Source organism: Mesorhizobium wenxiniae, assembly GCF_002284535.1.
GTDB classification, from domain to species: domain Bacteria; phylum Pseudomonadota; class Alphaproteobacteria; order Rhizobiales; family Rhizobiaceae; genus Mesorhizobium; species Mesorhizobium wenxiniae.
In genome coordinates this window covers 85,798-109,687 of sequence record NZ_NPKH01000016.1, presented here as the reverse complement: position 1 = coordinate 109,687, position 23,890 = coordinate 85,798, and the positions used below count along the sequence as shown (strand labels likewise).

The 23,890-nt window shown below is 62.4% G+C and carries 20 protein-coding genes; 13 read left to right on the top strand and 7 right to left on the bottom strand.

Annotated elements, in window-relative coordinates:
- Positions 1-10 precede the first annotated feature (10 nt).
- A complete protein-coding gene (locus tag CIT31_RS08365) occupies positions 11-1,513 on the top strand; it encodes a xylulokinase (RefSeq protein ID WP_095518215.1) in 1,503 nt (500 codons plus the stop codon).
- On the opposite strand, the gene CIT31_RS08360 is transcribed toward CIT31_RS08365, so the two are convergent.
- Positions 1,503-2,465 carry a sugar-binding transcriptional regulator gene (locus CIT31_RS08360; protein WP_029355395.1) on the bottom strand — a complete coding sequence of 321 codons (963 nt, stop codon included), beginning with the start codon at positions 2,463-2,465 and terminating at the stop codon, positions 1,503-1,505. The genes CIT31_RS08365 and CIT31_RS08360 overlap by 11 nt on opposite strands.
- Before the next feature lie 433 nt (positions 2,466-2,898).
- Here CIT31_RS08360 and CIT31_RS08355 point away from each other — a divergent pair, with 433 nt between their 5' ends.
- The 9 genes from CIT31_RS08355 (at position 2,899) to CIT31_RS08310 (ending at position 13,578) form a co-directional block, all read left to right on the top strand.
- Entirely contained in the window at positions 2,899-3,909 is a 1,011-nt protein-coding gene (locus CIT31_RS08355; protein WP_095518214.1) for an ABC transporter permease, read from the top strand.
- Between the two features lie 115 nt (positions 3,910-4,024).
- Entirely contained in the window at positions 4,025-4,963 is a 939-nt protein-coding gene (locus CIT31_RS08350; protein WP_095518213.1) for a sugar ABC transporter substrate-binding protein, read from the top strand.
- 17 nt (positions 4,964-4,980) lie between these two features.
- Positions 4,981-6,489 carry a sugar ABC transporter ATP-binding protein gene (locus CIT31_RS08345; protein ID WP_095518212.1) on the top strand — a complete coding sequence of 503 codons (1,509 nt, stop codon included), beginning with the start codon at positions 4,981-4,983 and terminating at the stop codon, positions 6,487-6,489.
- Positions 6,490-6,628: 139 nt separating this feature from the next.
- Complete coding sequence (locus tag CIT31_RS08340) at positions 6,629-7,393, top strand: SDR family oxidoreductase (RefSeq protein ID WP_095518211.1); 765 nt, start codon at positions 6,629-6,631, stop codon at positions 7,391-7,393.
- Positions 7,394-7,401: 8 nt separating this feature from the next.
- A complete protein-coding gene (locus tag CIT31_RS08335; protein WP_095518210.1) occupies positions 7,402-8,187 on the top strand; it encodes an SDR family oxidoreductase in 786 nt (261 codons plus the stop codon).
- A 440-nt stretch (positions 8,188-8,627) separates the two neighbouring features.
- Positions 8,628-9,602, top strand: a complete 975-nt coding sequence (locus CIT31_RS08325) for an ABC transporter substrate-binding protein (RefSeq protein ID WP_095518208.1) — start codon at positions 8,628-8,630, stop codon at positions 9,600-9,602.
- A 75-nt stretch (positions 9,603-9,677) separates the two neighbouring features.
- Complete coding sequence (locus tag CIT31_RS08320) at positions 9,678-10,763, top strand: quaternary amine ABC transporter ATP-binding protein (RefSeq protein WP_095518207.1); 1,086 nt, start codon at positions 9,678-9,680, stop codon at positions 10,761-10,763.
- The gene (locus tag CIT31_RS08315) at positions 10,760-12,742 is read left to right on the top strand and encodes an ABC transporter permease (RefSeq protein ID WP_095518206.1); all 1,983 of its coding nucleotides are present in this window, start codon (positions 10,760-10,762) and stop codon (positions 12,740-12,742) included. The genes CIT31_RS08320 and CIT31_RS08315 overlap by 4 nt, the downstream gene beginning before the upstream one ends.
- Positions 12,743-12,975: 233 nt before the next feature.
- The gene (locus CIT31_RS08310) at positions 12,976-13,578 is read left to right on the top strand and encodes a sulfotransferase family protein (protein ID WP_095518408.1); all 603 of its coding nucleotides are present in this window, start codon (positions 12,976-12,978) and stop codon (positions 13,576-13,578) included.
- 157 nt (positions 13,579-13,735) lie between these two features.
- On the opposite strand, the gene CIT31_RS08305 is transcribed toward CIT31_RS08310, so the two are convergent.
- Entirely contained in the window at positions 13,736-14,389 is a 654-nt protein-coding gene (locus tag CIT31_RS08305; protein ID WP_245316144.1) for a gamma-glutamylcyclotransferase, read from the bottom strand.
- Positions 14,390-14,683: 294 nt separating this feature from the next.
- Here CIT31_RS08305 and CIT31_RS08300 point away from each other — a divergent pair, with 294 nt between their 5' ends.
- Positions 14,684-15,709, top strand: a complete 1,026-nt coding sequence (locus CIT31_RS08300) for a serine hydrolase domain-containing protein (RefSeq protein ID WP_095518204.1) — start codon at positions 14,684-14,686, stop codon at positions 15,707-15,709.
- A 305-nt stretch (positions 15,710-16,014) separates the two neighbouring features.
- Here CIT31_RS08300 and CIT31_RS08290 read toward each other — a convergent pair whose 3' ends face one another.
- Positions 16,015-17,373: an NAD(P)-binding domain-containing protein gene (locus CIT31_RS08290; protein ID WP_095518203.1), complete on the bottom strand. Its 1,359-nt coding sequence runs from the start codon at positions 17,371-17,373 to the stop codon at positions 16,015-16,017.
- Between the two features lie 256 nt (positions 17,374-17,629).
- Here CIT31_RS08290 and CIT31_RS08285 point away from each other — a divergent pair, with 256 nt between their 5' ends.
- Positions 17,630-18,337: a helix-turn-helix domain-containing protein gene (locus CIT31_RS08285; protein WP_065008325.1), complete on the top strand. Its 708-nt coding sequence runs from the start codon at positions 17,630-17,632 to the stop codon at positions 18,335-18,337.
- A gap of 212 nt (positions 18,338-18,549) precedes the next feature.
- On the opposite strand, the gene CIT31_RS08280 is transcribed toward CIT31_RS08285, so the two are convergent.
- Genes CIT31_RS08280 through CIT31_RS08265 form a run of 4 tightly spaced genes read right to left on the bottom strand, consistent with a single transcriptional unit; the run spans position 18,550 to position 22,306 of the window.
- Positions 18,550-19,590, bottom strand: coding sequence for a heme-dependent oxidative N-demethylase family protein (locus tag CIT31_RS08280; RefSeq protein ID WP_095518202.1), 1,041 nt, complete (start codon positions 19,588-19,590; stop codon positions 18,550-18,552).
- A 9-nt stretch (positions 19,591-19,599) separates the two neighbouring features.
- Positions 19,600-20,565, bottom strand: a complete 966-nt coding sequence (locus CIT31_RS08275; protein ID WP_095518201.1) for a PDR/VanB family oxidoreductase — start codon at positions 20,563-20,565, stop codon at positions 19,600-19,602.
- Positions 20,562-21,158 (bottom strand): dimethylamine monooxygenase subunit DmmA family protein, encoded by a 597-nt coding sequence (locus CIT31_RS08270; protein WP_095518200.1) that lies wholly within the window; start codon positions 21,156-21,158, stop codon positions 20,562-20,564. The genes CIT31_RS08275 and CIT31_RS08270 overlap by 4 nt, the downstream gene beginning before the upstream one ends.
- 14 nt (positions 21,159-21,172) lie before the next feature.
- Positions 21,173-22,306, bottom strand: coding sequence for an aminomethyl transferase family protein (locus CIT31_RS08265; RefSeq protein WP_095518199.1), 1,134 nt, complete (start codon positions 22,304-22,306; stop codon positions 21,173-21,175).
- A 167-nt stretch (positions 22,307-22,473) separates the two neighbouring features.
- On the opposite strand from CIT31_RS08265, the gene CIT31_RS08260 reads away from it, so the two are divergent.
- Positions 22,474-23,871 carry an ammonium transporter gene (locus CIT31_RS08260; protein ID WP_095518198.1) on the top strand — a complete coding sequence of 466 codons (1,398 nt, stop codon included), beginning with the start codon at positions 22,474-22,476 and terminating at the stop codon, positions 23,869-23,871.
- The last annotated feature ends 19 nt before the right edge of the window (positions 23,872-23,890 follow it).

Here is a 23,890-nt window from a genome sequence, read left to right as displayed (position 1 = left end):
TTTCCACCTGATGGACGATGTCGTAATCGGGATCGACGCCTCGACGACGGCCGTGAAGGCGATCGCTTTCACGCGCGATGGCGAGGAACTGTTCCAGGCGCGCGAAGCCTATCCGCTTTCAAATCCCAAGCCCGGCCATTTCGAGCAGGATGCCGAACATTGGTGGACCGCGCTGCTCGGTGCATTGAAGCAGGTCACTGAGGCGGTGGGCGCTTTGCGAGTGGCGGCGATCTCCATCGCCCACCAGCGCGAGACCTTCACCCTGATCGATCACGCCGGCAAGCCGCTTATTCCGGCGATCCTGTGGCTGGACGAGCGCGCGCGCCCGCAAGTTATCAGGCTTTCGGCTGAGCTCGGCCGCGAGACGATCCGCGACTGGAGCGGCAAGCCGCCAGACCCGACGCCCGCGCTCTATGCGATCGCCTGGCTGGCCGAACACCAGCCGCAAACGCTCGACGACGCAGCCGCACTCATCGACGTGCATGGCTTCTTCGTCCACCGGCTGACCGCACATCTGGTCACCAGCACGGCAAGTGCGGATCCGCTCGGGCTGCTCGACGTCAGGAATGGCACTTGGCACCCTGAGCTCGTTACCGCCGCAGGACTCCGGCCGGACCAGTTGCCGGAACTGGTCGCGCCGGGCGCAATCTGCGGCGGACTTGTCGAAAGTGCGGCACGGCTGACCGGCCTGAAGGCCGGCACGCCTGTTGTCGCCGGCGCCGGCGACGGCCAGGCGATGGGCCTCGGCATGGGCGTTCACGCCGAAGGCAAAAGCTATCTCTCGCTTGGCTCGGGCATCGTCAGCGGCTGTTATTCCGGTAAGATCACGACGTCGAACGCGTTTCGAACGCTGGTCTCGCCGACCGGTTCGGGCTTCATGTTGGAGACCGTGCTGCGCTCGGGCATGCAACTGGTCGACTGGATCGTTCGCACGACCGGCTCGCCGTCGGCCGCAGCGCTGGAGAAGGCGGCGGTCGACGTTTCCGCCGGCAGCGAGGGCCTGCTTGTCATGCCCTATTGGGCCGGTGTCATGAGCCCCTACTGGGATGGCGCGGCGAGAGGCGCCATTGTCGGTCTGTCGCTGGACCATGAGCCGAAGCACCTTTTTCGAGCGGTTCTGGAAGGCATCGCCTTCGAGCAGGCGATCGCCAGCGAAGCAATGGAAACTCAAGCCGGCGGCAAACCGGCGGCGGTGATAGCTGCCGGCGGCGGCACCAACTGCGCCCTGCTGATGCGGATCATGGCAAGCGTGCTCGAGCGGCCGCTCTCCGTCTCGCCGGTCAACGAAGCCGCAGCGCTCGGCGCCGCCATGCTGGCGGCCTCCGCGATCGGATGGTTTCCCTCTCCGGAGACCGCGGCTGAGGCGATGGCCGCGCCGCCAACCAGGCATGTCGAGCCGGTCGACGGGCTGATCTCCGGTTATCGCGCGCGCAAGGCGATCTACCGCGACCTTTATCGGGCGACGCGCGACATCCATGCCCGCCTCGACGCGCTAAGCGAGGCTAGCGATTGAGCAGCCCCTTGGCCGCATCCTCGTCGGTGATCAAAACCGATATCTTGGTGTTGGCGAGCGCCGCCCGCATGATGGCAATTTTTTCCTGCCCTCCCGAGACCAGGATGATGGCCGGGATGTCCGACAGGTCCTGCAGCGGATAGGCGCAGACCCGGCGGTTGACCTCATGGTCGACGAGCCGGCCCTCGGCGTCGATGAAATGGCATAAAATATCACCAACTGCGCCGGCCGCCTGCAATTCCTCGAGTTCGCTGGGCTTGATGAAGCCGTAATTGGCGATCGGGCTGTCATTGGAAAATGATCCGACGCTGAGCACGGCGATGTTTGCCCGGCGCGCGCGGAAGACAACGTCCTGAACGCTGCGCTGGCTCATGAAAGCTTCGCGCTGCTCCGGCCTGTCGGCATAGACCGGTACCGGCAGCAGAAAGCACTCCGCACCGATCTTTTCGGCGAATTCCCAGGCGCTCTCGGTCGGGTTGAGCGGCTGGGCATGGGTGAGGCCGCCCAGCATGGAAACCACCGTCGTCCTGGCGATCGGCCGCCGCGGCAATTCGTTGATGGCGAATTTCAGCGTCCTCCCCCAGCCAAGTGCGATGACATCGCCGGCATTCACATTGTCGGCCAGATAGGCGCCCGCGGCGTGGCCGATCATCAGCGGCGTGTTGGTTCGGTCGGCGGCCGACGGCACCACAACCGCCTGGCTCAGTCCGAAACGCTGCTTCAGAGCCTCTTCCAGCACCAAGCATTCGACCACGCTGTCGCGGATGCGGAACTGGACGACGCCCTCCTCACGCGCGGCGGACAGGATGCGATGCACCTTGATGCGACCGATCCCGAGGATCTCCGAAATCCTCTCTTGCGTCAGCCCCTCGACATAATAGTGCCAAGCGGCACGTGCCTTAAGCTCGGCATCCGGGAAGCGCGAGGCCTTGTCATTCTCCGTCATCGCCATCTTTTTGCCCTCCCGCGGTCGTCCGAATCCTTTAAATGCCATTCAAACGGCGTATCCCACCAAGCGCCACGAAATCGTTCTCGTGCCCAGGATTCAAGATTTATGACATCGAAAGGATGTCGTCTACAACGCGAGATGAAAGCCAAAATGGTGAACATTTACTTTGTCTTGGCCGTCTCGGCCTGCTCAAGCAGCCGAAACGAAGTCGCAGGATGAGAGCGGACCTGAAACGCGGCATTTCATGCCCTTTCGTAAGGCAAACCGGCTGGCGGCGCAAACCGGCGCGGAATGATGCGGCGGGCCTTGACAATTTTCCGACGAACAGTTTAGCTGAACAAAATTGCATATCAAAGATAAATTGTTCACAGGGAGGTGCCTGGTGAGCAAGAGTGAGCCGACGACGCATCGCCGGATCGCTGATGGAGGAGACAAAATGGCTCTGAGCAACGGTGCAAGCGAGTTAAAGGCCGGCCCAGGTGCGCAGGCCGCGGCGGGCGCGAAGCTTTCGGCCCTGTTCGCCGGGACCATGGGACCGCTGATCGGGCTGGTGCTGCTGTGCCTTGCGCTGTCGCTGACCACCGACACGTTCCTGACCGTCCGCAACATCCTCAACGTGCTCGACCAGGTCACCGTGCTCGGCATCATGGCGATCGGCATGACGCTGGTCATCCTGATCGGCGGCATCGACCTGTCCGTCGGCTCCGTGCTGGCGCTCGCCGCCATGGTGATGGGGTTCGTCGCCCATCCCGACCATCTCAATCTCGGCATGCCCGCCGGCATCGTCACAGCGCTTGTCGTTGCTGGACTTTGCGGGCTGGTTTCAGGCCTGCTCGTGACCGTCACCAAGCTGCCGCCCTTCATCGCCACCCTGGCCATGATGTCGGTGGCCCGCGGTCTCGCCAACATGATCACCGACGGCTCGCAGATCATCGGCTTCCCCGACTGGTTCACTAGCCTGTCGATCATCCGCCATTTTGGCTTCCTGTCGGTCACCGTCGGCTTGATGATCGTTCTGGCGATCATCTTCGCAATCTTCCTCAACTATCGCGCGACCGGTCGCAGCCTCTACGCGATCGGCGGCAGCGCCGAAGTCGCCAGGCTGTCCGGCATACCGGTCAAATCGCTGACCAACTGGGTCTATGCAATCTGCGGCGTGCTGGCCGGGCTTGCCGGCATCGTGCTTGCGGCACGGCTCGATTCCGTCCAGCCGAGCTCCGGCTTCGGCTACGAACTGGACACGATCGCGGCGGTGGTGATCGGCGGCGCCAGCCTGTCGGGCGGCGTCGGCTCGATCGGCGGCACCGCCATCGGGGTGCTCATCATCGGCGTGCTGCGCAACGGGCTGAACCTGCTCGGCGTGTCGCCCTTCATCCAGCAGGTGGTGATCGGCGTGGTGATCGCGCTGGCGGTGGCCACGGATACGTGGCGGCGCAGAACGCAATGAAGAATTCGCCAGGGTGTCCGGGCGAAAACGGATCGGTGATCCGAACTGGGAGTTGTTCGGCCAAGGGCGCCGTGATGCGCCGGCAGAACAGATTGAACATCAACGGAGGAAACACATGCTGACCAAACGTTCATTGCTGCTTGCTGCCGCGGCCGTCATTCCGCTGCTCGGACTGTCCGAGACGGCATCGGCTAAGGAGGCCAAGAAGCTTGGCCTTGCCGTCGCCAATCTGCAGGCCGATTTCTTCAACCAGATCAAGCAGTCCGTCGAAGCCTACGGCAAGGAAAAGGGCATCGAAATCATCACCGTCGACGCCAAGGGCGATTCGGCGACCCAGGTCAGCCAGGTGCAGGACCTGATCACGCAGAACATCGATGCGCTGATCTACATCCCGGCCGGCGCCACCGCCGCCACCGTGCCGACCAAGACGGCCAAGGCTGCCGGCATCCCGGTCATCAATGTCGACCGCAATGCCGAGGGCGCACCCGGCGACACCTTCATCGCCACCAACAGCGTGGCATCGGCCAAGGCGGTGTGCGACTACATCGCCAAGCAGGCCGGCGGCAAAGGCGAGCTGATCATCATCCATGGCCAGAAAGGCACGACGCCCGAGGTCGACCGGTCGAAGGGCTGCGGCGAAGCGCTGAGCGGCTATCCCGACATCAAGGTGGTCGGGGAACTGTGGAGCGAAGGCTGGCATCAGGACGAAGGCTTCAAGCTGACGCAGGACCTGCTGCAGTCGCATCCCGACGTGTCGATCGTCATCGGCCAGGCCGATGCGCTGGCGCTCGGTGCCGCGCAGGCGGTCAAGGTCGCCAATCCCGGCCACAAGGTCTGGGTTGCCGGCTTCGACGGCGACGTGGCGGCGCTCAAGGCACTGAAGGGCGGCGTCTTCGACGTAACCGCGACGCAGCAGACACAAGGCATGGGCCGGCTTGCCGTGGACGCGGCGATCAAGCTGGTAGCCGGCGAAACCGTTCCCGCAGAACAGCTGCAGGACGCGACGCTGACCACCAAGGACAATGTCGACCAGTTCATCGCCAAGCATCCCTGACAATCGGTAACGAAACGATGGCCTTGGATCCCAGCCATACGCAGACCCCGCATCTGGGGCTCTTCGTCAGCGGCCTCTGCAAGAGCTACGGACCGGTCCAGGTCCTGGCCGATGCGAGCTTCGAGGTACGGCCGGGAGAGGTCGTGGCGCTGCTTGGAGAAAATGGCGCGGGCAAGTCCACCGTTTCGAACATCATCGCCGGGTCGACCAAACCCGATGCCGGCAGCATCACATGGCGGGGGAAACCCTATTCCCCCGCCTCTCCCGCCGCGGCCATCGACTCCGGTGTCGGCATGATCCACCAGGAACTGAAGCTGCTGCCGGATCTTTCAGTCGCCGAGAACGTCTATGTCGGACGCCTGCCGATGCGCGGCGGCCGCATCGACCGCGCGGCTATGAATGCGCGGGCATCGGCCCAACTGAAGCGCCTCGGCCTCGATGTTTCGCCGGATCGCAAGGTGCGCACGCTGCGCATCGCCGCCCAGCAACAGGTCGAGATCGCCAAGGCACTGACGCTCAATGCCGAGCTTCTGATCTTCGACGAACCGACAGCAGCGCTTGGCAGCGAAGAAACGGAACTGTTGTTCCAGCAGATCCGCAAGCTCAAGGCGGAAGGCATGTCCTTCATCTATATCAGCCACCGGCTGGACGAGATCGCTGAGATCGCCGACCGCGTGGTGGTGATGCGCGACGGGCGCATCGTCGCCCGGCACGAGCGCGCCGACATTCCGGTGCGCACCGTGGTCGAGCAGATGGTCGGCCGCAGCGTCGAGCGGATGTTCCCGCCGCTCTCGGAGCCGGGCAGCGAGACGTTGCTCGAAGTCGAGAACCTGTCCTCGCCGGAACGCAGTTTTCAGAATGTCAGCTTCTCGGTGCGGACCGGCGAAATCCTTGGCATCGCCGGCCTGATCGGCGCCGGCCGCACCGAACTGGTGCGGGCGATCGCCGGCGCCGATCCGATTTCGTCGGGGTCGGTGCGCGTCGCCGGCAAACCGGTGCACCTCAATGGCCCGGCGGCGGCGATCAAGGCCGGCGTCGTGCTGGTGCCGGAAGACCGCAAGGCGCAAGGCGTGGTTCTCGACCAGACCATCGGCGAGAATCTGGCAATCGGCAATTTTGACCATGTCGCGCCGAATGGCTGGGTGTTTCCGAAGGCGGTGCAGAAATTCGCCGAAGCCGGCATAAGCCGGCTCGGCGTCAAGGGCCGGCCTAGCCAGGCGATCAGCAAGCTCTCCGGCGGCAACCAGCAGAAGGTGATTATCGCCAAATGGATTTCACGGCCGCCCAAGGTGTTCATCCTGGACGAGCCGACACGCGGCATCGATGTCGGCGCCCGCGCCGCGATCTACGATGTCATCGCCGACCTCGCCCGCTCCGGAATGGCGGTGGTGGTGGTGAGCTCCGACCTCGAGGAAGTGCTCGGCCTGTCGCATCGCGTGCTGGTGCTGAGCCGTGGCCGCCAGCGCGGCATTCTCGATCGCAGCGAAGCAAGCAACGTCGCCGTCATGGAACTCGCCACAAGCTAGGACGTAACCGGCGATCGGGGAATCGGAACAAAGCGCAGCAGGTGGTATTCTCCCAAGCACCGGACCGCGCGGGGCGCCAGCCGAGGCTGGCGCCCCTTCATTCCTAGGCAGCACCGGCGGCTCAACAGGAAACATTTCGATGAAACTATTCGATCTTCATGGGGACGTTGCCCTCGTCACCGGCGCCGGCAGCGGCATCGGGCAAGCAATCGCCATCGGCCTGGCCGAGGCCGGCGCCGACATCGCCTGTTTCGGCCATGCCTCGAAAGGCGGGCTGGACGAAACCGCGCATAGGATCTCGGCTCTTGGCCGCAAGGCACTGGTGCTGACCGGCACGGTGACTTCAGAGACCGATTTGGCAGTGGCGATCGAGCGCACGGAAACCGAACTCGGCGCGCTGACCATCGCCGTCAACAATGCCGGCGTCGCCGCGGCCGAGCCGGCCGAGACGCTGTCGCTGGAGAAATGGCAGAAGCTCTACGACGTCAATGTCAACGGCGTTTTCCTGTCCTGCCAGGCCGAAGCGCGCACAATGCTGACGCGGCGCAAGGGCTCGATCATCAACATCGCCTCGATGTCGGGCTCGATCGTCAATCGCGGCCTGACCCAGGCGCATTACAATTCGTCCAAGGCCGCCGTCATCCACATGTCGAAGAGCCTCGCCATGGAATGGGCCGATCGCGGCCTGCGCGTCAACATCATCAGCCCCGGCTACACGCTGACACCGATGAACAAGCGGCCGGAGGTCGCCGACCAGGTCAGGATCTTCGAGCGCGACACGCCGATGGGGCGCATGGCGGCGCCGGAAGAGATGGTCGGCCCGACCGTGTTCCTGGCCAGCCGCGCTTCGAGTTTCGTCACCGGCATCGACCTGATTGTCGATGGCGGCTTCGTCTGCTGGTAGGAGAAAAAATGCAGAAGCGATTTGAGGGTAAGACGGCTGTCATCACCGGCGCCAGCGGCGGCATCGGCGCGGCGATGGCCAGGCGCTTCGCGGCTGAGGGCGCGGCTGTCGTCGTCAGCGCCATCGACGCGCGCGTCGACGAGGTCGCCGCCGGACTGAAGGCGGAAGGCGCCAGGGTCGCATCGCTGCGCATGGACGTGACCAAGAAGGACGAGGTCGCCGCCCTCTACGATCTGGCCGAACAGCAGTTCGGCCGCGTCGACATCTCCGTACAGAATGCCGGCGTCATCACCATCGCCAGGATCGAGGCGATGACCGAGGCCGAATGGGACAAGGTAATGGCGGTCAACACCAAGGGCGTGTTCCTGTGCTGCCAGGAGGCGATCGCGCGCATCCGCAAACATGGCGACGGCGGCAGGCTGATCAACACCGCATCAGGCCAGGCGCGACAGGGCTTCATCTACACGCCGCACTATGCCGCCTCGAAATTCGGCGTCGTCGGCATCACCCAGAGCCTCGCCAAGGAAGTGGCTAAGGAGAAGATCACCGTCAACGCGATCTGTCCCGGCATCATCGACACCGACATGTGGGCCTATAACGACGCGGCATGGGGCAAGCTGATGGGCGATTACAAGCCCGGCGAGTTGATGGCGGAATGGGTGAAGAACATCCCGATGGGCCGCGCCGGCAGCGGCGAGGACGTTTCCGGCCTGGTCAGCTTTCTGGCCAGCAGCGACGCCGCCTACATCACCGGTCAGACCATCAATATCGATGGCGGGCTGATCATGTCGTGAGCAACGGGGCAGGTTCACGCGTCAATCTGCTGATATAATCGGCAGGCGGCGAAACTGCAGCCGAATTGCGCGATTCGCGCCGCGTTAGTCGTTGCGCGACATGAACGTTGGTATATATAATTTCATCCCATGAAAATGGCTTCGGCGACTGCCGGCAGCCGACATCATGGGAACTTGATGGCTCGCAAGCTTGAGGGCGCCGCAAGACCGGCGATCGATCCGCAGATCACTGCTTCGGCAGCACGGCAGCCATGACGCGGTCCCGTCCCGCACGACATCTTCATCGAATTGGGCATCATTGCGTCTGCGGCGACTTTAGCGCCGACAGCAATTTGGTGCCAATGGCCTTGCGCAATGACCAGCTTTTCCAACACAATCAAAAGAAGACGCAAGAAGGGAACGAACGATAACTTCCACCAGAGCTTGACAGGAGAACAAGCATGTCACTTCGGAGTATGATTTCCAGATTATCAATGGGAGCCTTAACACTTGCCGCGGCAAGTGTGCTGACGCCTTCGGTCCATGCGGCGGCGCCAGAATCCAACGACCCGATCAAGATCGCGCTGTTCGACTGGACCAGCGTCAACCTGAACGCAAAGATCCTCGGCGGCATTCTGGAAAAGCTCGGATATACGGTGGAGTACCCGACCGCCGACTATCTCTCCAGCCTGACCACCGGACTTACCAATGGCGATCTCACAGTCGCGCTGGAATTCTGGGACACGACTGCCGGCGAAGCCATGAAGGCCTCCGACGCGACCGGGCAGACCGAACGCCTCGGTGCGCTCGGGCCCAAGGCCAAGGAAGAATGGTGGTATCCCGAATACATGAAGGAGAAATGCCCGGGCCTCCCGAACTGGGAGGCGCTGAAGGACCCGAAATGCGCCGAAGCCTTCTCGACGGCGGAAACGGCGCCGAACGGCCGCTACCTCGGTGGTCCGGTGACATGGGAAGGTTTTGACGACGAGCGTGCCGCAGCGCTGAAGCTGCCCTTCACCGTCATCCATGCCGGCACCGATGCGGCGATGTTCGCCGAACTGGATTCGGCCTATCAGCGCAAGGCGCCGATCATGCTGTGGGTCTATTCGCCACATTGGGCGCCGGCCAAGTATAAGGGCGAATGGGTCGAATTTCCCGACTATACGCCGGAATGCTACAACGATCCGAAATGGGGCGTAAACCCTGAAGCGAAATATGACTGCGGCAAGCCGCATGGCGAAATCTGGAAATATTCCTGGGCCGGCATGAAGGACAAATGGCCGGTCGCCTACAAGGTCGCGAAAAACTACACGGTCGACACGGACGAGCTCAACAAGATGAGCGGCGAGATCGATCTCGAAGGCAAGACGCCGGAAGATGTCGCCGCTGGCTGGATTGCCGCCCACGAAGCCGACTGGAAAGCCTGGGCCGAGTGATCGCTCCAACTGGAAACTGCGAGACCCGGTCATTCATGGCCGGGTCTCTATTCCATATTCCAGAAGGACGACTGCATGGCCGATACGACTGAACAGGTGCTACAAGCAGCAGGCACGCCAAAGGATGCCCGCCCGATAAAACTTGCCTGCTACAATGTCTGGAAGCTGTTCGGGGCGAACGCGGCCAATTTTATCCGCCAGCGTGACGGCAAGGCCAGCATGGCGGAAGTCGCCGCGGCCGGGCTGGTCGGCGCGGTGCGCGCGGTCGACCTCGAAATCCGCCAGGGCGAGATCTTCATCATCATGGGCCTGTCCGGCTCCGGCAAATCGACGCTGGTGCGCTGCATGTCGCGGCTGGTAGAGCCGACGCATGGCAAGGTCGAATTCGAGGGCAAGAACCTTCTCAAGATTTCCGATGCCGCGCTGATCGAGCTGCGGCGTCACCGCATGGGCATGGTGTTTCAGAATTTTGCCCTGCTGCCGCATCTGAACGTGCTGGAGAACATCGCCTTTCCCCTGGGCATCCAGGGACAGGACCGGCCGACGCGCGAAGCACGTGCACGCGAGGTCATCGAGCTTGTCGGCTTGCGCGGTCGCGAGCATTTCTATCCGCGCGAGCTTTCCGGCGGCCAGCAGCAGCGTGTCGGCATCGCCCGCAGCCTCGCCACCAAGCCGGAAATCTGGTTTCTCGACGAGCCGTTCTCAGCGCTCGATCCGCTGATCCGCCGTGAGATGCAGGACGAGCTGATGCGGCTGCAGACCATGCTGCACAAGACCATCGTCTTCATCACCCATGATTTCGATGAGGCCATCCGGCTGGCCGACCGCATCGCCATAATGAAGGACGGCGAGGTCATCCAGATCGGCACGCCGGAAGAGCTGGTGGTCAATCCGGCGACCGACTATGTCGCCGAATTCACCCGCGACGTCGACCGCGCCAAGGTGATCTCGGCGCGAAGCCTGATGCGCGCCTGCGATGGCACCGAGCATGGCGGCGTGGTCGCGCCGGACGCCAAGATATCAAGTTTTTCGGCAAGCATTGTGTCGGCCGGCAAGCCGTTCGCGGTGGTCAACGGCACCGGCAAGCCGATCGGCGAGGTCACGCCGCAAGCCGTGATCGATCTTCTGGCCGGGATCGAGCGTCGCGGGACTAGCGCATGACGGTGACGGCAAGCACCAGCGAGGCGAGATCGCGGCCGGTTCAGATCTGGCTGGTGGTCTGGGCCTGCGCCTTTGCCGCCGTGCTTGCCGTGTTCCTGCTACAGGACAGGCTGCCCTGGGCAGTCAACTATCCGGCCGGCGCAATCGTTTCCGTCGCCGACTGGGTCAGCGCGCTGATGAACCTGATAAAGTCGAACTTCTCCTGGCTGACGCGGTCGATCACCGCGGCACTCGGCGTGCCGCTCGATTTCGCGCTCAATCTGCTTGCCAAGAGTTTCAAGATCGGCCGTGGCGCGGATATGGTCGTCCTGCCGCGCCTGTCATGGGTCGGCGTCTGCATTGCTGCATTCCTGGCCGGCCGCGCCGCCGGCGGCTGGAAGCTCGGCGCGCTGGTCGGCGGCTGTTTCCTCTACATCGCGCTGTTCGGCCAATGGACCAGCGCAATGCTTACGCTCGGGCTGATCGCCATCGCCGTGCCGTTCTGCATCGTCACCGGATTGTTCGTCGGCATCTGGGCGTGGCGCAAGCCATGGGCTGAGAGGCTGTTGATCTCTCCTGCCCTCGATCTGATGCAGACCATCCCAACCTTCGCCTATCTGATCCCGATGCTTCTTTTGTTCGGCAACAGTCCGGTTTCGGCGATGATCGCGACGGCCATTTTCGCGACGCCGCCAATGGTGCGCGCGACGATGCTGGGACTGTCGCGGGTGCCGTCCGAGATCAACGATTTCAGCGAGATGGCCGGCTGCACGGCGCGCCAGAAACTGTGGCGCGTGCTTTTGCCGTCGGGGCGTCCAGCGCTGATGGTCGGCGTCAACCAGGTCATCATGCTGGCGCTCAATATGGTGATTATCGCTTCGATGATCGGCGCCGGCGGCCTCGGCTACGACGTGCTTTTGGCGCTGCGCGCGCTGAAGATCGGCGAGGCAATGGAAGCCGGCCTTGCCATCGTCGCGCTGGCAATCGCGCTCGACCGGCTGAGCCAGGCGATCGCGCGCAGTCACGCGCAAGGCCATGTTTATCAGGAGGTGAGCCCGAGCTTCTGGCGCCGCTACCCCAATCTGACGCTGGCCATCGCCGTCCTTGCCGTCACGACGCTGCTTGGCCTGTTTGTGCCGGCCTTCGCGGCGGTGCCGAAAGCGATCACTTTCACCACCGCCCCGATGTGGAAGACAGCGGTGAGCTGGATCACGATCAACTTCTTCGACACGATCGAAGCGTTTCGCGTGGCGCTGATCCTCAATGTGCTGAACCCGGTGCGCGCCTTCTGCGAGGGCTTCCCGTGGCTGGGCGCGGTGTTCCTGCTTGGCCTTGCCGGTTACCAACTCGGCGGCCTGCGCCTCGCCGTCCTGGTCGCCGCGCTGACCATCTTCTGCGCGGTGACCGGCCTGTGGGAAAAGACCATGGCGACGGTCTACCTGTGCGGCATCTCGGCTTTCATCGCTTGCCTGATCGGCATCCCGATCGGGCTGATGGCTTCGCGCAGCGACCGCGTCGAGAAGGTCGTCACGCCGGTCATCGACACGCTGCAGGTGCTGCCGTCGTTCTGCTTCATCATTCCAGTGGTGATGCTGTTTCGCGTCGGCGACGTGACGGCGATGATCGCCACGGTCGCCTTCGCCGTGGTGCCTGCCATTCGCTACACCAATTACGGCCTCCGGCAGGTGCCGCCGGCACTGATCGAGGCGGCAAAGGTGTCGGGCTGCACCAAGCGCCAGACGTTCCTGCGCGTGCAGCTGCCGCTGGCGTTGCCCGAGATCATGCTTGGCGTCAACCAGACGATCCTGATGGCGCTGGCGATGATCATCATCTGCGCCATGGTCGGCACGCGCGATCTCGGCCAGGAAGTGTTCATTGCGCTGTCCAAGGCCGATTCCGGCCGCGGCATCGTCGCCGGATTGGCCATCGCCTTCATCGGCATCATCGCCGACCGGCTGTTCAACGCCTGGACGGCGAAGGCACGGGCAAGGCTGGAATAGCCGGAAAATAGAGGGTCGCGCGCCCCGCGAAACGGCTGCTTGCACAGAAGCTGTCCTTGCCAAGCTGATCGCAAAAATGTCTGCATCAGGGCCGAAAGCGGAAGGTCAGCTTTCAGGACAGATGCAACAGAAAGAGGACGTTCCGTACCCGACCCGGAGCTAACCTTCAAATATGTAGCGAAATAACGGGAACGGCGGTATTTTGACCGATTGAAGTCGCCTTGGGGATGCTCATGGCTCTAGATGTCATTGGCGCGGGCATGGGCCGCACTGGCACATATTCGCTGAAGCTCGCGTTAGAGCATCTTGGGTTCGGGCCTTGCCACCACATGGCAGACGTGAATGCCAATCCCGAACAGAAAGCGCTGTGGCGCGCCGCTGGCCAGGGACAACTCCCGAACTGGGATGTGGCATATGCCGGCTATCGTTCCGCGGTCGATTGGCCAACGGCGCATTTCTGGCGCGAAGTGAGCGATCACTACCCTGATGTAAAGGTTGTCCTCACAGTCCGTGACCCCGAAGCCTGGTATAACAGTGTGGCGCAAACGATAGGACTCGCCATGGACGCTGGCAGCAATGACCCACAGTCCTTCGGTGTGGCGGTAGTTGGCAATGGCGTCTTTGGCGGTCGCTTCAATGACCGTGATCACGCAATAGCCGTCTATGAAGCACATAACGCCGCGGTGAGAGCCACGCTACCCTCCGAACGTCTTCTTACCTATCAGGTCTCCGAAGGGTGGGAGTCGCTGTGTGCCTTTCTCGGGGTACAATTGCCTACCGAACCGTTTCCACGCACCAATTCGACTGCCGAATTTCGTGCTCGCATAGGGCGCTGAACGGCGGCCTGGCCTCAGAGCAATCCCGCGACCGCCATCGTAGTCAGATCTCGGTTCCCCCTGCGAGGGTCAGCGCATCCTCAACGTCCACGCGAGGGCATCAGACGATGAATTCAATCCACTAGTGGTCATGGTCTGAGGGTTGAGCCCCGTTGGCTCATTTCGCGGGAAGATCTTCGGCCGTCGACGCTTCGATGCGTTCGCCTACCAACTCCTGCAAACGCCACAATTGCCTGTCGTGAATCCCCATACCTTCAAGGTGACTTACAGTGCTGTGGAGATAGTCGGCCATGGAACCCCACGGACCGCACGCGAGCGCGAGCGCGTCGGCGATCTGTTCCAGCGACAGCCCGCGGACATAGCGTCCGCTGTTCCGGTTAATCACAAAGGTGATCGCGTGGAGCGGTCCGTTCTCGGTGCGAACATTCACCCAACGCGGCGAATGAGCGGACGGCTTGGCGCGCATCTCACGACGAAAGAGCCTGCCGAGATTTGCCTCAATAGCGTCCGGCGGCAGGCGATAGACCGCGCCCTTGCACTGCCCGCCACGGTCGAGCGACAACATGAGACCGGGTTGCCTGTCTGATCCTCGAAACCACCGGTCCCATCCGAGGCAGAAGGAGCGGCGCCACCCGGGCACGAAGCCAACCCGCTGCTCCACGAAATCACAGGCCGGGTTCCACATCAGCGATCCATAGGCAAAGAGCCAGACCTCGTCAGCTGACGGTGCGGCGGCAAGTATCGCCCGGACGGTGTCATCATGGTCGGCGTCGGACGGCGCGGTGAAGGGCTGTGGCAGAGAATCGTCCACACTGAGGACTCTGGCGACCAGCTCGGGCGTTAGCCGCATTCGACGTGGTTTCGGGGCCATGGCTCGCCACACTCGCAGCAGTCGACCAAGGCATCAAGTGTCAGATTCGGACCATTAGGCTGCGGCGAGAACGACTGGAACGGGTCAGAAACTCCGGTTCGGGAGCTGCTGATGCTCGAATAGCCGCTGCCTTGCCCCGGACGCCTGCCCTATCCGACTATCTTGTGCGAGGCAGACGTCTTTACTAGCCCGCGTCACCTTTGTATTGCCAGAAATGCGTCCCAGGCTGGTTTCATGCTGAAGCGCCCCACCGTGAGTTTAGCCTTTCTCCTCATCTTTTCCGTCGCTGCTCACGGTGCGGACGGCTTGGGGGAGCGGCTTGAAAAGCTCTTTGATGAGGCCGAGCGCCTGACGCCGCTGCGCACGGTTGCCATCGCGCATGAGGGCGCGTTGGTGGCGGAGCGTGGCTATCGCGGCCACTCTCCGGCACGTCCTGCCAACATAAAATCGGCCTCCAAGTCGATCATCTCCGCGCTCGTCGGCATCGCCATCGACAAGGGCGTGCTCCAAGGCACTGACCAGAAGATCGCTCCGCTTCTTCAGGCCGACCTGCCCGCCGACGTGGATCCGCGGCTCCAGCAGGTTACGATCGGTCATCTGCTTTCCATGCAGGCAGGGCTGGGTCGGACCTCCGGCCCAAACTACGGGCGCTGGGTGGCAAGCGATAACTGGGTGCGGGCAGCGCTCGCCATGCCCTTCGACGACGATCCGGGCGGTACCATGCTCTATTCCACCGGCTCGACCCATCTCCTTTCTGCGATCCTGACGCGGCGGACCGGCCGCTCAACCCTGGAACTGGCACGCGAATGGCTGGGGCCGCAGGAGGGCTTTTCCATCGCCGCCTGGGACCGCGACCCACAGGGCATCTATCTCGGCGGCAACCAGATGGCCATGAGCCCGCGCTCGCTGCTCGCCTTTGGCGAGCTCTACCGCAGCGGCGGGGTGAGCCGCGGCGGACGGCAGCTCGTGCCGGCCGATTGGATCAAGCTCTCATGGCAGCCACGCACCGCCTCCCGTTTCACCGGTGACGGTTATGGCTATGGTTGGTTCATCCGTCAGATCGCGGGCGAAGCGGTCTTCTACGGGTGGGGGTATGGCGGGCAGATGGTCTATGTTGTGCCCGGGCGCGCTTTGACCGTGGTCATGATATCAGATGAAAACGGCCCCGCCGGCCGCAGCGGCCACCGCGACGATCTCCATGCCCTGCTCGATCGGATCATTGAGGCGACGAGAGACGTGCGCGAGGCACGCAGCAACTAGTGCCTCTGCACAGCGGATTTGACGGGTTCGATGGGTTGCAACCTGGGCAGGCTGTCGGGTTCAATGAGCAGTTCAATGCTGCGCGCGAGGCCAGGTTGCCTACGGCGCTGCATGTCGTGTTCGGCCGGCGAGCGACCGTTAAGCATGGCGTAGGTCCAGATAAGGCGAGATACTGGCCCTGCTTTTCGGTGAAGTGGGGTTGGGCTGGCAGCTGTCCGTCAAGTAACTGATTCATTTTCCGATCTTCCGGAACCTCCATAACCCAAGGAGGCCATTTGATTGCAGCCGGTGCGGTGAGGAAGCTGCTACTCCGCCGCCACCCCTTTCACTTCCAGATAAGATTCCATCGAATCGTCCATCGCCTGCAGCCACGGCGTATGGTGCAGCGGCGCCATCGTGCCGGTCATCAGCGAGCGATAGGCATTGTCGCGGAAGCCCATGATGTTTTCCATCTTGTGGTGTTCCCACTCCATGAAGGTCTGATTGACAGCCTCGACGTCGAAGCCGGGATAGTCGGTCTGATCCATCAATTCCTTGGTGTAGTCGCCCTGGAACCAGATCATCTGCTCGGCGTCCTCCAGCGTTTCCTCACGCGCCCGCCATTTCCTGCCGTGTTCCGCCATCACTTCTGCCGAAGGCAGCTTGATGCGGCCCATGATGACGTCGCGGGCGAACCAGGCCTGCGCGTCGAACATGTTGAAGGTGTAGAACTGGTCCTGCATGCCGATATAGAACAGCCGCGGGTTCTTCTCCCAGACGACGCCTTCGTAGAGCCCATCCGGCCACATGCGGTTGGCGGTCTTGAGCTTCAAATCCTCCGTGAGGAACGGGAAGGAGTGGAGGTAGCCGGTGCACAGGATTATGGCGTCGACATCCCTGGTGCTGCCGTCCTTGAAATGCGCGGTCTTGCCGACGACCTTCTGCAGCAGCGGCACTTCCTTCCAGTTGTCCGGCCATTTGAAGCCCATCGGCTTCGAGCGGTAGCTGGAGGTGATCGATTTGGCGCCGTATTTGTAGCATTGCGAGCCGATATCCTCCGCCGAATAGGAGCGGCCGATGATCAGGATATCCTTGTCCTTGAATTCCATGGCGTCGCGGAAATCATGGCTGTGCAGGATGCGGCCGTTGAAGGTCGAAAAGCCCTCGAAATAGGGCACGTTGGGCACGGAAAAATGCCCCGACGCCACGACGACGTTGTCGAACTCTTCCGAATAGGTGACGTCGTTGGTGCGGTCATGCGCGGTGACGGTGAACTTTTTCGTCGTGTCGGAGAAGGTCACCATGCGCACCGGGCTGTTGAAGCGCACCCATTGGCGCACGCCGGATTTTTCGACGCGGCCCTTGATGTAGTCCCACAGCACGGCGCGCGGCGGGTAGGAGCCGATCGGACGGCCAAAGTGCTCCTCGAACGTATAGTCGGCGAATTCGAGGCATTCCTTCGGTCCGTTCGACCAGAGGTAACGGTACATCGAGCCGTGCACCGGGTCGCCATGCTCGTCGAGGCCAGTGCGCCAGGTGTAATTCCACAGGCCGCCCCAGTCGGACTGCTTTTCGAAGCAGACGATTTCCGGAATATCGGCGCCCTTGTCGGCAGCCGACTTGAAGGCTCGAAGCTGGGCCATGCCGGAAGGTCCGGCTCCAATGACGGCAACACGACTTTTCATTGCAAACCCTCCCGGCCTCATTTCCCTAACGAAACAAATTTCACTGACAGGACAGTAATTGCCCCTTTGATGCTGTCAACAGGCCTTGTGCTGAAACCACGTTTCCCCAGACCGGATTTTCGGCAAAACCGCCGACGGCCGAAATCCGGAGAGCACGCCGTTCAACATAAAGTGGGTTGCTGTCGCAGTTGCGCTCTGTATCCGCACCGAATATGTTCACCGTGAGTGAAATAAATCCGCAGAACCGGGTGGCGAGATGCCGAAGAAAGCTTCCAATTTCAGGAATGGGGCAGCCGCCAGGGCCAAGCCATCGCCGAAGGGGGTGGTAACGATCCGGACTCCACTGACCCAGGACCCGCACGCCGTTCGCGACACCCGCGAAAAGGTCCTGGAGGTCGCGATCGGTCGCGAGGTGCGGGCGTTTCGCAAAAAACTCGGCATCACCGTCGCCGATCTTGCGGCTGCCACAGACATTTCGCTTGGCATGCTGTCGAAGATCGAAAACGGCATCACTTCGCCGTCGCTGACCACTTTGCAGGCACTGTCGCGGGCGCTCGGTGTTCCGGTCACCGCTTTCTTCCGCCGTTTCGAGGAAGAGCGCAGCGCCGTCTTCGTCAAGGCCGGCGAAGGCCTCGACGTCGAGCGGCGCGGCACGCGTGCCGGCCACCAGTACAATCTGCTCGGCCATATCGGCTCCAACACCAGCGGCGTCGTCGTCGAACCCTATCTGATCACGCTGACCGAAGATTCCGATGTGTTTCCGACCTTCCAGCACGAAGGCATGGAGTTCCTCTACATGCTCGAAGGCGAGGTTGTTTACCGGCATGGCAGCAATCTCTATCCGATGAAGCCCGGCGACAGCCTGTTCTTCGATGCCGACGCGCCGCACGGCCCGGAACAGCTGACGCAACTGCCGATGCGCTATCTCTCGATCATCTGCTATCCGCAGAGTAGTGCGGGTTGAGCGGGTTCGTCTGCGAAGGACTGCGCCTCATTCCAGCGTGGGTTCCTCGCCCCCACGAAGTGGGGGAGAGGTGGCTCGGCGAAGCCGAGACGGAGAGGGGGACTGCGCCCTACGAAGCCCCCTCTCCGGCCGCTTCGCGGCCACCTCTCCCCCGCTAGCGGGGGCGAGGAACCCAGGGCTTGAGGGGCGGCACAAACAGAGCAGGCAGAAACTTAGTCCGGCCCAAACCCCGGGCTCGTCGGGCTGCCGTCGTCGAGCTTCGACAGCCATTCGACCAGTGTCCGACGATAGCGTGTCAGGCCTTTGTAATTGGCGAGCTCGTCGGGAAGGTCGCGGATGACGCGGTGCAGGCGCCGCGCCCATTTCGGCTGCGTCACCAGCTCATCCATCTTGATCAGGTAGCAGCGGATCGGGAAGACGATGCCGTTCGAGCGCGGCAGCCGCCAGAAGCTCTGCAATTCGACACGCAGATGGACCTTGTCGCCAACGTTTTCGGGCGTCACCGTCGCCCGGTCCGGGCCCCATTTGTGATAATTTTCCGGACTGGTATCGAGGCGCGGATTGATCGTCATCGTCCAGTTCAACCGCCGCGCCGGCTTGCCTTGCTGAATGTTGGTGAGGAACTTCAGCGCCCGGGTGAATATGCCCTTCTCATGCGCCAGCGGCACCGGCGCGTGCCACTCGAAGAAGTTCATGCCAATGTCGAAATCGAGCGACCAGTCGGCCTGGGTTGTGACCATGCCGGCGTCCATCCACAGGTTGCCGTCACGCTGGTCTAGGATGCAGAAATCGCCTTGTGATTGCCGCGTGATGTATTCCATCGGCCCGTAAGGCAGAGTCGACACGTCGCCGAAGGTGAAGCTGTCGTCGATGCCGAGCGGCCGGTTTATCCAGCGCCATTTGTCGCCGTCGCGCGACAGCGTGAAATGCTCGGGATAACCGACCGCCTGCTGTTCCATTAGAAGCTCTAGCAGGTCCCAGCCGGCCAGCGTCATGTGCGGCAGCGACTGGCAGCGCAGCGGGTCTTCCGCCAGCACCAGCGCGCGGTCCTGCATCTCGGCGACATAGTGCTCGTCGACGTCGATCAGGTTTTCGAGCACGCTGCCTTTCGGCCCCAGAACATGCGGCTCGATATTGACCGCATACATGTAGCTGTCTTCGTGGAACGGGAACGGAAACCGCCTGATGTGCTCCGGGCTGTTTTTGAACGTGAAGTCGTCGCGGAACGTTTCCTTGCGAAAGGTGATTCCCAAGCTCGCCTCCTATCTTTCCAGCACCAGCGACCTGCCCTCGAAGCGCGAGACGCAGGGCATGATCTTCTTGCCGCAACGGTGCTCTTCCTCGCTCAGCCAATGGTCGTTGTGGATGAATTTGCCGTCATGCGCGATGACGTTGGTTTCGCACTGGCCGCAGACGCCGCCGCGGCAGAGATAGGGCGGATCGACGCCGGCGGCCTCGATCGCCTCGAGCAGGCTCTGCTGCTCGCCGACGCGGATCGTCTTGCCGCTGACCGCCAGCGTCACGTCGAAGGGGGCGCCGGGCTGCGGGGCGGCAAAATGCTCGAAATGCACGGTTTCCGTGGGCCAGCCCAGCGCAGCGGCGCGGTCGCGCACCCAGCCGATCATGCCGGACGGGCCGCAGACGTAGAGATGTGTGCCGAGCGGCTGTGACGACAGCAGCCGGTCGAGCTCGATGCGCTCGTCGCGGTCGTCGTGATAGAGCCTGACGCGGCGGTCATAGCGATCTTTGAGCACATCGGCATAGGTGCCGAGCGAGGCGGTGCGGCAGGTGTAATGCAGCTCGAAATTGCCGCCTTCCGCTGCCAGCTGCGCGGTCTGCGCCATGAACGGCGTGATGCCGATGCCTCCCGCCAGCATCAGATGCTTCCTGGCGCGCAGATCGAGCGAAAAAAGATTGACCGGGTAGCTGATCACCATCTCCATGCCGGGCCTGACATGCCTGTGCATGAACAGCGAGCCGCCGCGGCCGACGTCGTCGCGGCGCACCGAGATCGTGTATTCGCGTGTGTCGAGCGGCGAGCCCATCAACGAATAGGGGTTGAGCCTCGTCCGCTCGCCATCGCGCATCTCCACCACAACATGGGCGCCGCCGGAAAATGTCGGCAAAAGCTGCCCGTCGCGCCGGCGGAAATGGAAGCGTGTGACCAATTCGTTGACCGGGACGACATCGCTCACCACGACGTCAAGCTTGGTGGTGCCGGTGCTCATCGAAAGATCTCCTCCGTCGGAGGAATTTCGCTGCGGTCTTCCGCATTGATGCAGACGCCCTGGAATGCCGCGAGGCGCCTGGAATAGTGATCGCGTACCAGAAGAAGCAGGCCACAATGCGAACACGTTGCAGGCTGCGTCGTCACGTTTTCGGTGATGCCCTTGCAATGGACGCATTGGATGCGGCGCGCCAGCGAGCCGCGGTGCTCGGTCTGGATGGAGGTGTGGTCGATGCCGGCTTCGAGCGCCGCCTGCATGGCCTGGCCAATCAGCCCCTCGGTGCCGGCGAGATAGAGATGCAGGCCCATATGGGCGTTGGCCAGCGTCTGCTTCAGCCGCGGGAGGGCGCTGGCGAAGGAAGGCCCCTGGTAGAACTGCGCCGGCTTCAGCGCTTCGAGCGCGGCGACATGCTTGCTGTCATTGCCGGGGATGAAGATGATATGGGCATCGGCAAAGAAACCATCGGGCGCCTTGGCGGCCAGGTCTGTTATGGCCAGCGCTCCTTCTGCATCCGCCACGAAAAGATGGTGCTTGCCGGGCTGCGGGGACAGGGTTCCGTAGACCGGCCGGCTGATGATGCTTTTCGCTGCCATTCTCTCAGTATGCCTCAGCCTTTCGCCGTGCGCTTGGTCTTCTTCGGATCATCGAAGGGAAGCGGCTCAGCCGTCGCGCTGATGGCGCCGCTCTGGTTGCGGATCTCGAACCTGGTGCCCTGGACGGCGCAGTCGACATCGAGCCGGGCAATGCCCATCGATTTCTTGACCAGCGGCGAATACATGGCGCAGGTTACCACACCGACCTTTTTGCCGTCGCGATAGACCGGCGCGCCCTCGTCCGCCGGCTCCTTGCCTTCGAGCAGCACGCCGAAGATCTTGAACCGCTCCTTGCCCTTGAGGCGGTAGTGCTCCTCGGCACCGCGAAAGCCTGTCTTGCCGGGGCTGACTGTGAAGTCGAGGCCGAGCTCCCACAGTGTGTCGCCGGGGCCTTCGTTCTCGAACGGATACTTCTGCGAATTGTCATAGGGATAGAACAAGAGATAGCTCTCGACGCGCAGCATGTCGAGCGTGGTGAACCGGCACGCGATGATGCCGGCGCTCTTGCCCTCGTCGAGGATGGTGTCCCAGATCGTGCCGGCATCCTGGCCACGGCAGAAGATCTCGTAGCCGCGTTCGCCGGTGTAGCCGGTGCGCGAGATCATCACCGGAAAACCGAACAGCCGGGTCTGCATGTGGTGGAAATAGTTGAGGTCGCGAATGCCCGGCACATGCTTTGCCAGATAATCGACGGCTATCGGCCCCTGCAGCGAAAGGTCGTGCAGATTGTCGTCGAAACGCAGCGATACATCGCGGCCCATGGCGGCGCGCTGCAACTCCTCATGGCCGGTGCCAGAACCGTGCACGACCATCCAGGCATTCGGGCCGGTGCGGTAGAGAATGCAGTCGTCGGTGAACTTGCCGGCCTCGTTCAGCATGCAGGCATAGGCCGACTTGCCAGGATAGATCTTCTCCACGTCGCGCGTCGTGGCGAGGTCGATCAGGTGCGAGGCATGCGGCCCGGTGATGTGGACCTTCTTCAGGCCCGACACGTCCATCAGCCCGGCCTTGGTGCGGATGGCGATATACTCCTCGTCGGCGTTCTTGTCGTAGGTCCAGGCGGTGCCCATCCCGCTCCAGTCTTCCAGCTTCGAACCGAGCGCACGATGGCGATCCGCCAAGGTCGAAAATCTCCAGGATGCGGTCATGGACTTGCTTCTCCTCACACGATTGCCGGTGTTTCGCCGCTCAAGGGCACTGAGGGCCCGGCGACGGTCTGCGCCATATTGACTCAAAACTCCAAAAGCGCGCAATACTAAGATGCAAAAAGTTTTACTCAGAGGCAAGGAACGCAACTGAACGGAGGGGACATGAAATGGAAGGGAATCTCAACGCTCTAACGACCATTTTCACGGAATTCTATTACTGGGTGACCATCGTCATGATGTTCCTGATCCATGTCGGGTTCTGCATGTACGAGGTCGGCGTGTCGCGCCGGCGAAATCATCTGAAAACGCTTATGAAGAACGCGATGGCCATCCCGCTCGTCACGATCACGTTCTATTTTTTCGGCTGGTGGATCTATTTCGGTTTCCCCAATGGGCCGGGCATCGCCGGCGGACTTGTCACCGCACCATTTGCCGAACCATGGAATCCGCTGATGGGCACCCACCTCTCCGGTGTCAATCCAGGCGAGACGGGGGTCACCCCTACCGATGCCGCGCTGTGGCATCGCCTCAATGGCGTGTTCTGGGGCGCCTTCCTGCTGTTCTCCATCACGACGGCGTCGATCATCTCGGGTTCGATCATAGAACGCGTGCGCTCGGGTGCGTTCTGGATTGTTGCGGTGCTGGTCGGTTCGGTCCTGTGGATCCTCGACGCGTCCTGGGGCTGGCATCCGCAAGGCTGGATGGTGAAGCTCTGGGGCTATCATGATGCCTATGCATCGGGCGTCGTGCACGCGATCGCGGGCGGAGCGGCGCTCGCCTTTCTCATCGTGTTGGGTCCGCGCATCGGCAAGTTCAGGCCCGACGGCACGGCGCGCGACATCCCACCTCACAATGTGTGGCTGGTCACGATCGGCCTGTTCCTGATCTTCACCGGCTTCTGGGGCTTCTACGCCGCGTGCAACATTCCGCTGATCAGCCCGGCCACGATTGCCGGCCAGATCACCGGCGAGACCTGGACGGCGACCAACATCTATCTCGCGCCGACCACGCTCTCGGCGATCACCTTCAACTTCCTGATGTCGCTGTCGGGCGGTATGCTGGCCGGCTACATCGTCTCTAAAGGCGACCCCTTCTGGACATTCTCGATGGGGCTTTGCGGCATTATCTCGGCCTCAGCCGGCAATGACCTCTATCACCCGATCCAGGCACTGCTGATCGGCGCGATCGTCCCGACCATCTGCTACAACCTGCACTATTTCGTCGAACGCCGCTTCAAGATCGACGATGCGGTCGGCGCCGTCGCCGTGCACGGTTATGGCGGATTCCTCGGGGTCGTGGTGGCGGGCTTCATGCTGTGGGGACAGCCGTCCTCGCCCTATGAGGGCTTCGCGCACATCAACCCGCTCGGCAATTTAGCTGGTGCGGTGCTGATGTTCGTGCTCGGTTTCGTCCCCACCTTCGTGGTCTGCAAGATCCTCAACAGCATGAACCTCCTGCGCGTACCGGCGAAGGTGGAACTCGAGGGCGTCGACTTCGCCCTCAATCATGCTTTCGAGGCGTCGGTCCGCGAAGTGGGAACCGCCGAAAAAGCCATGATCAAATAGTCAACGGGCAAGGAGAACC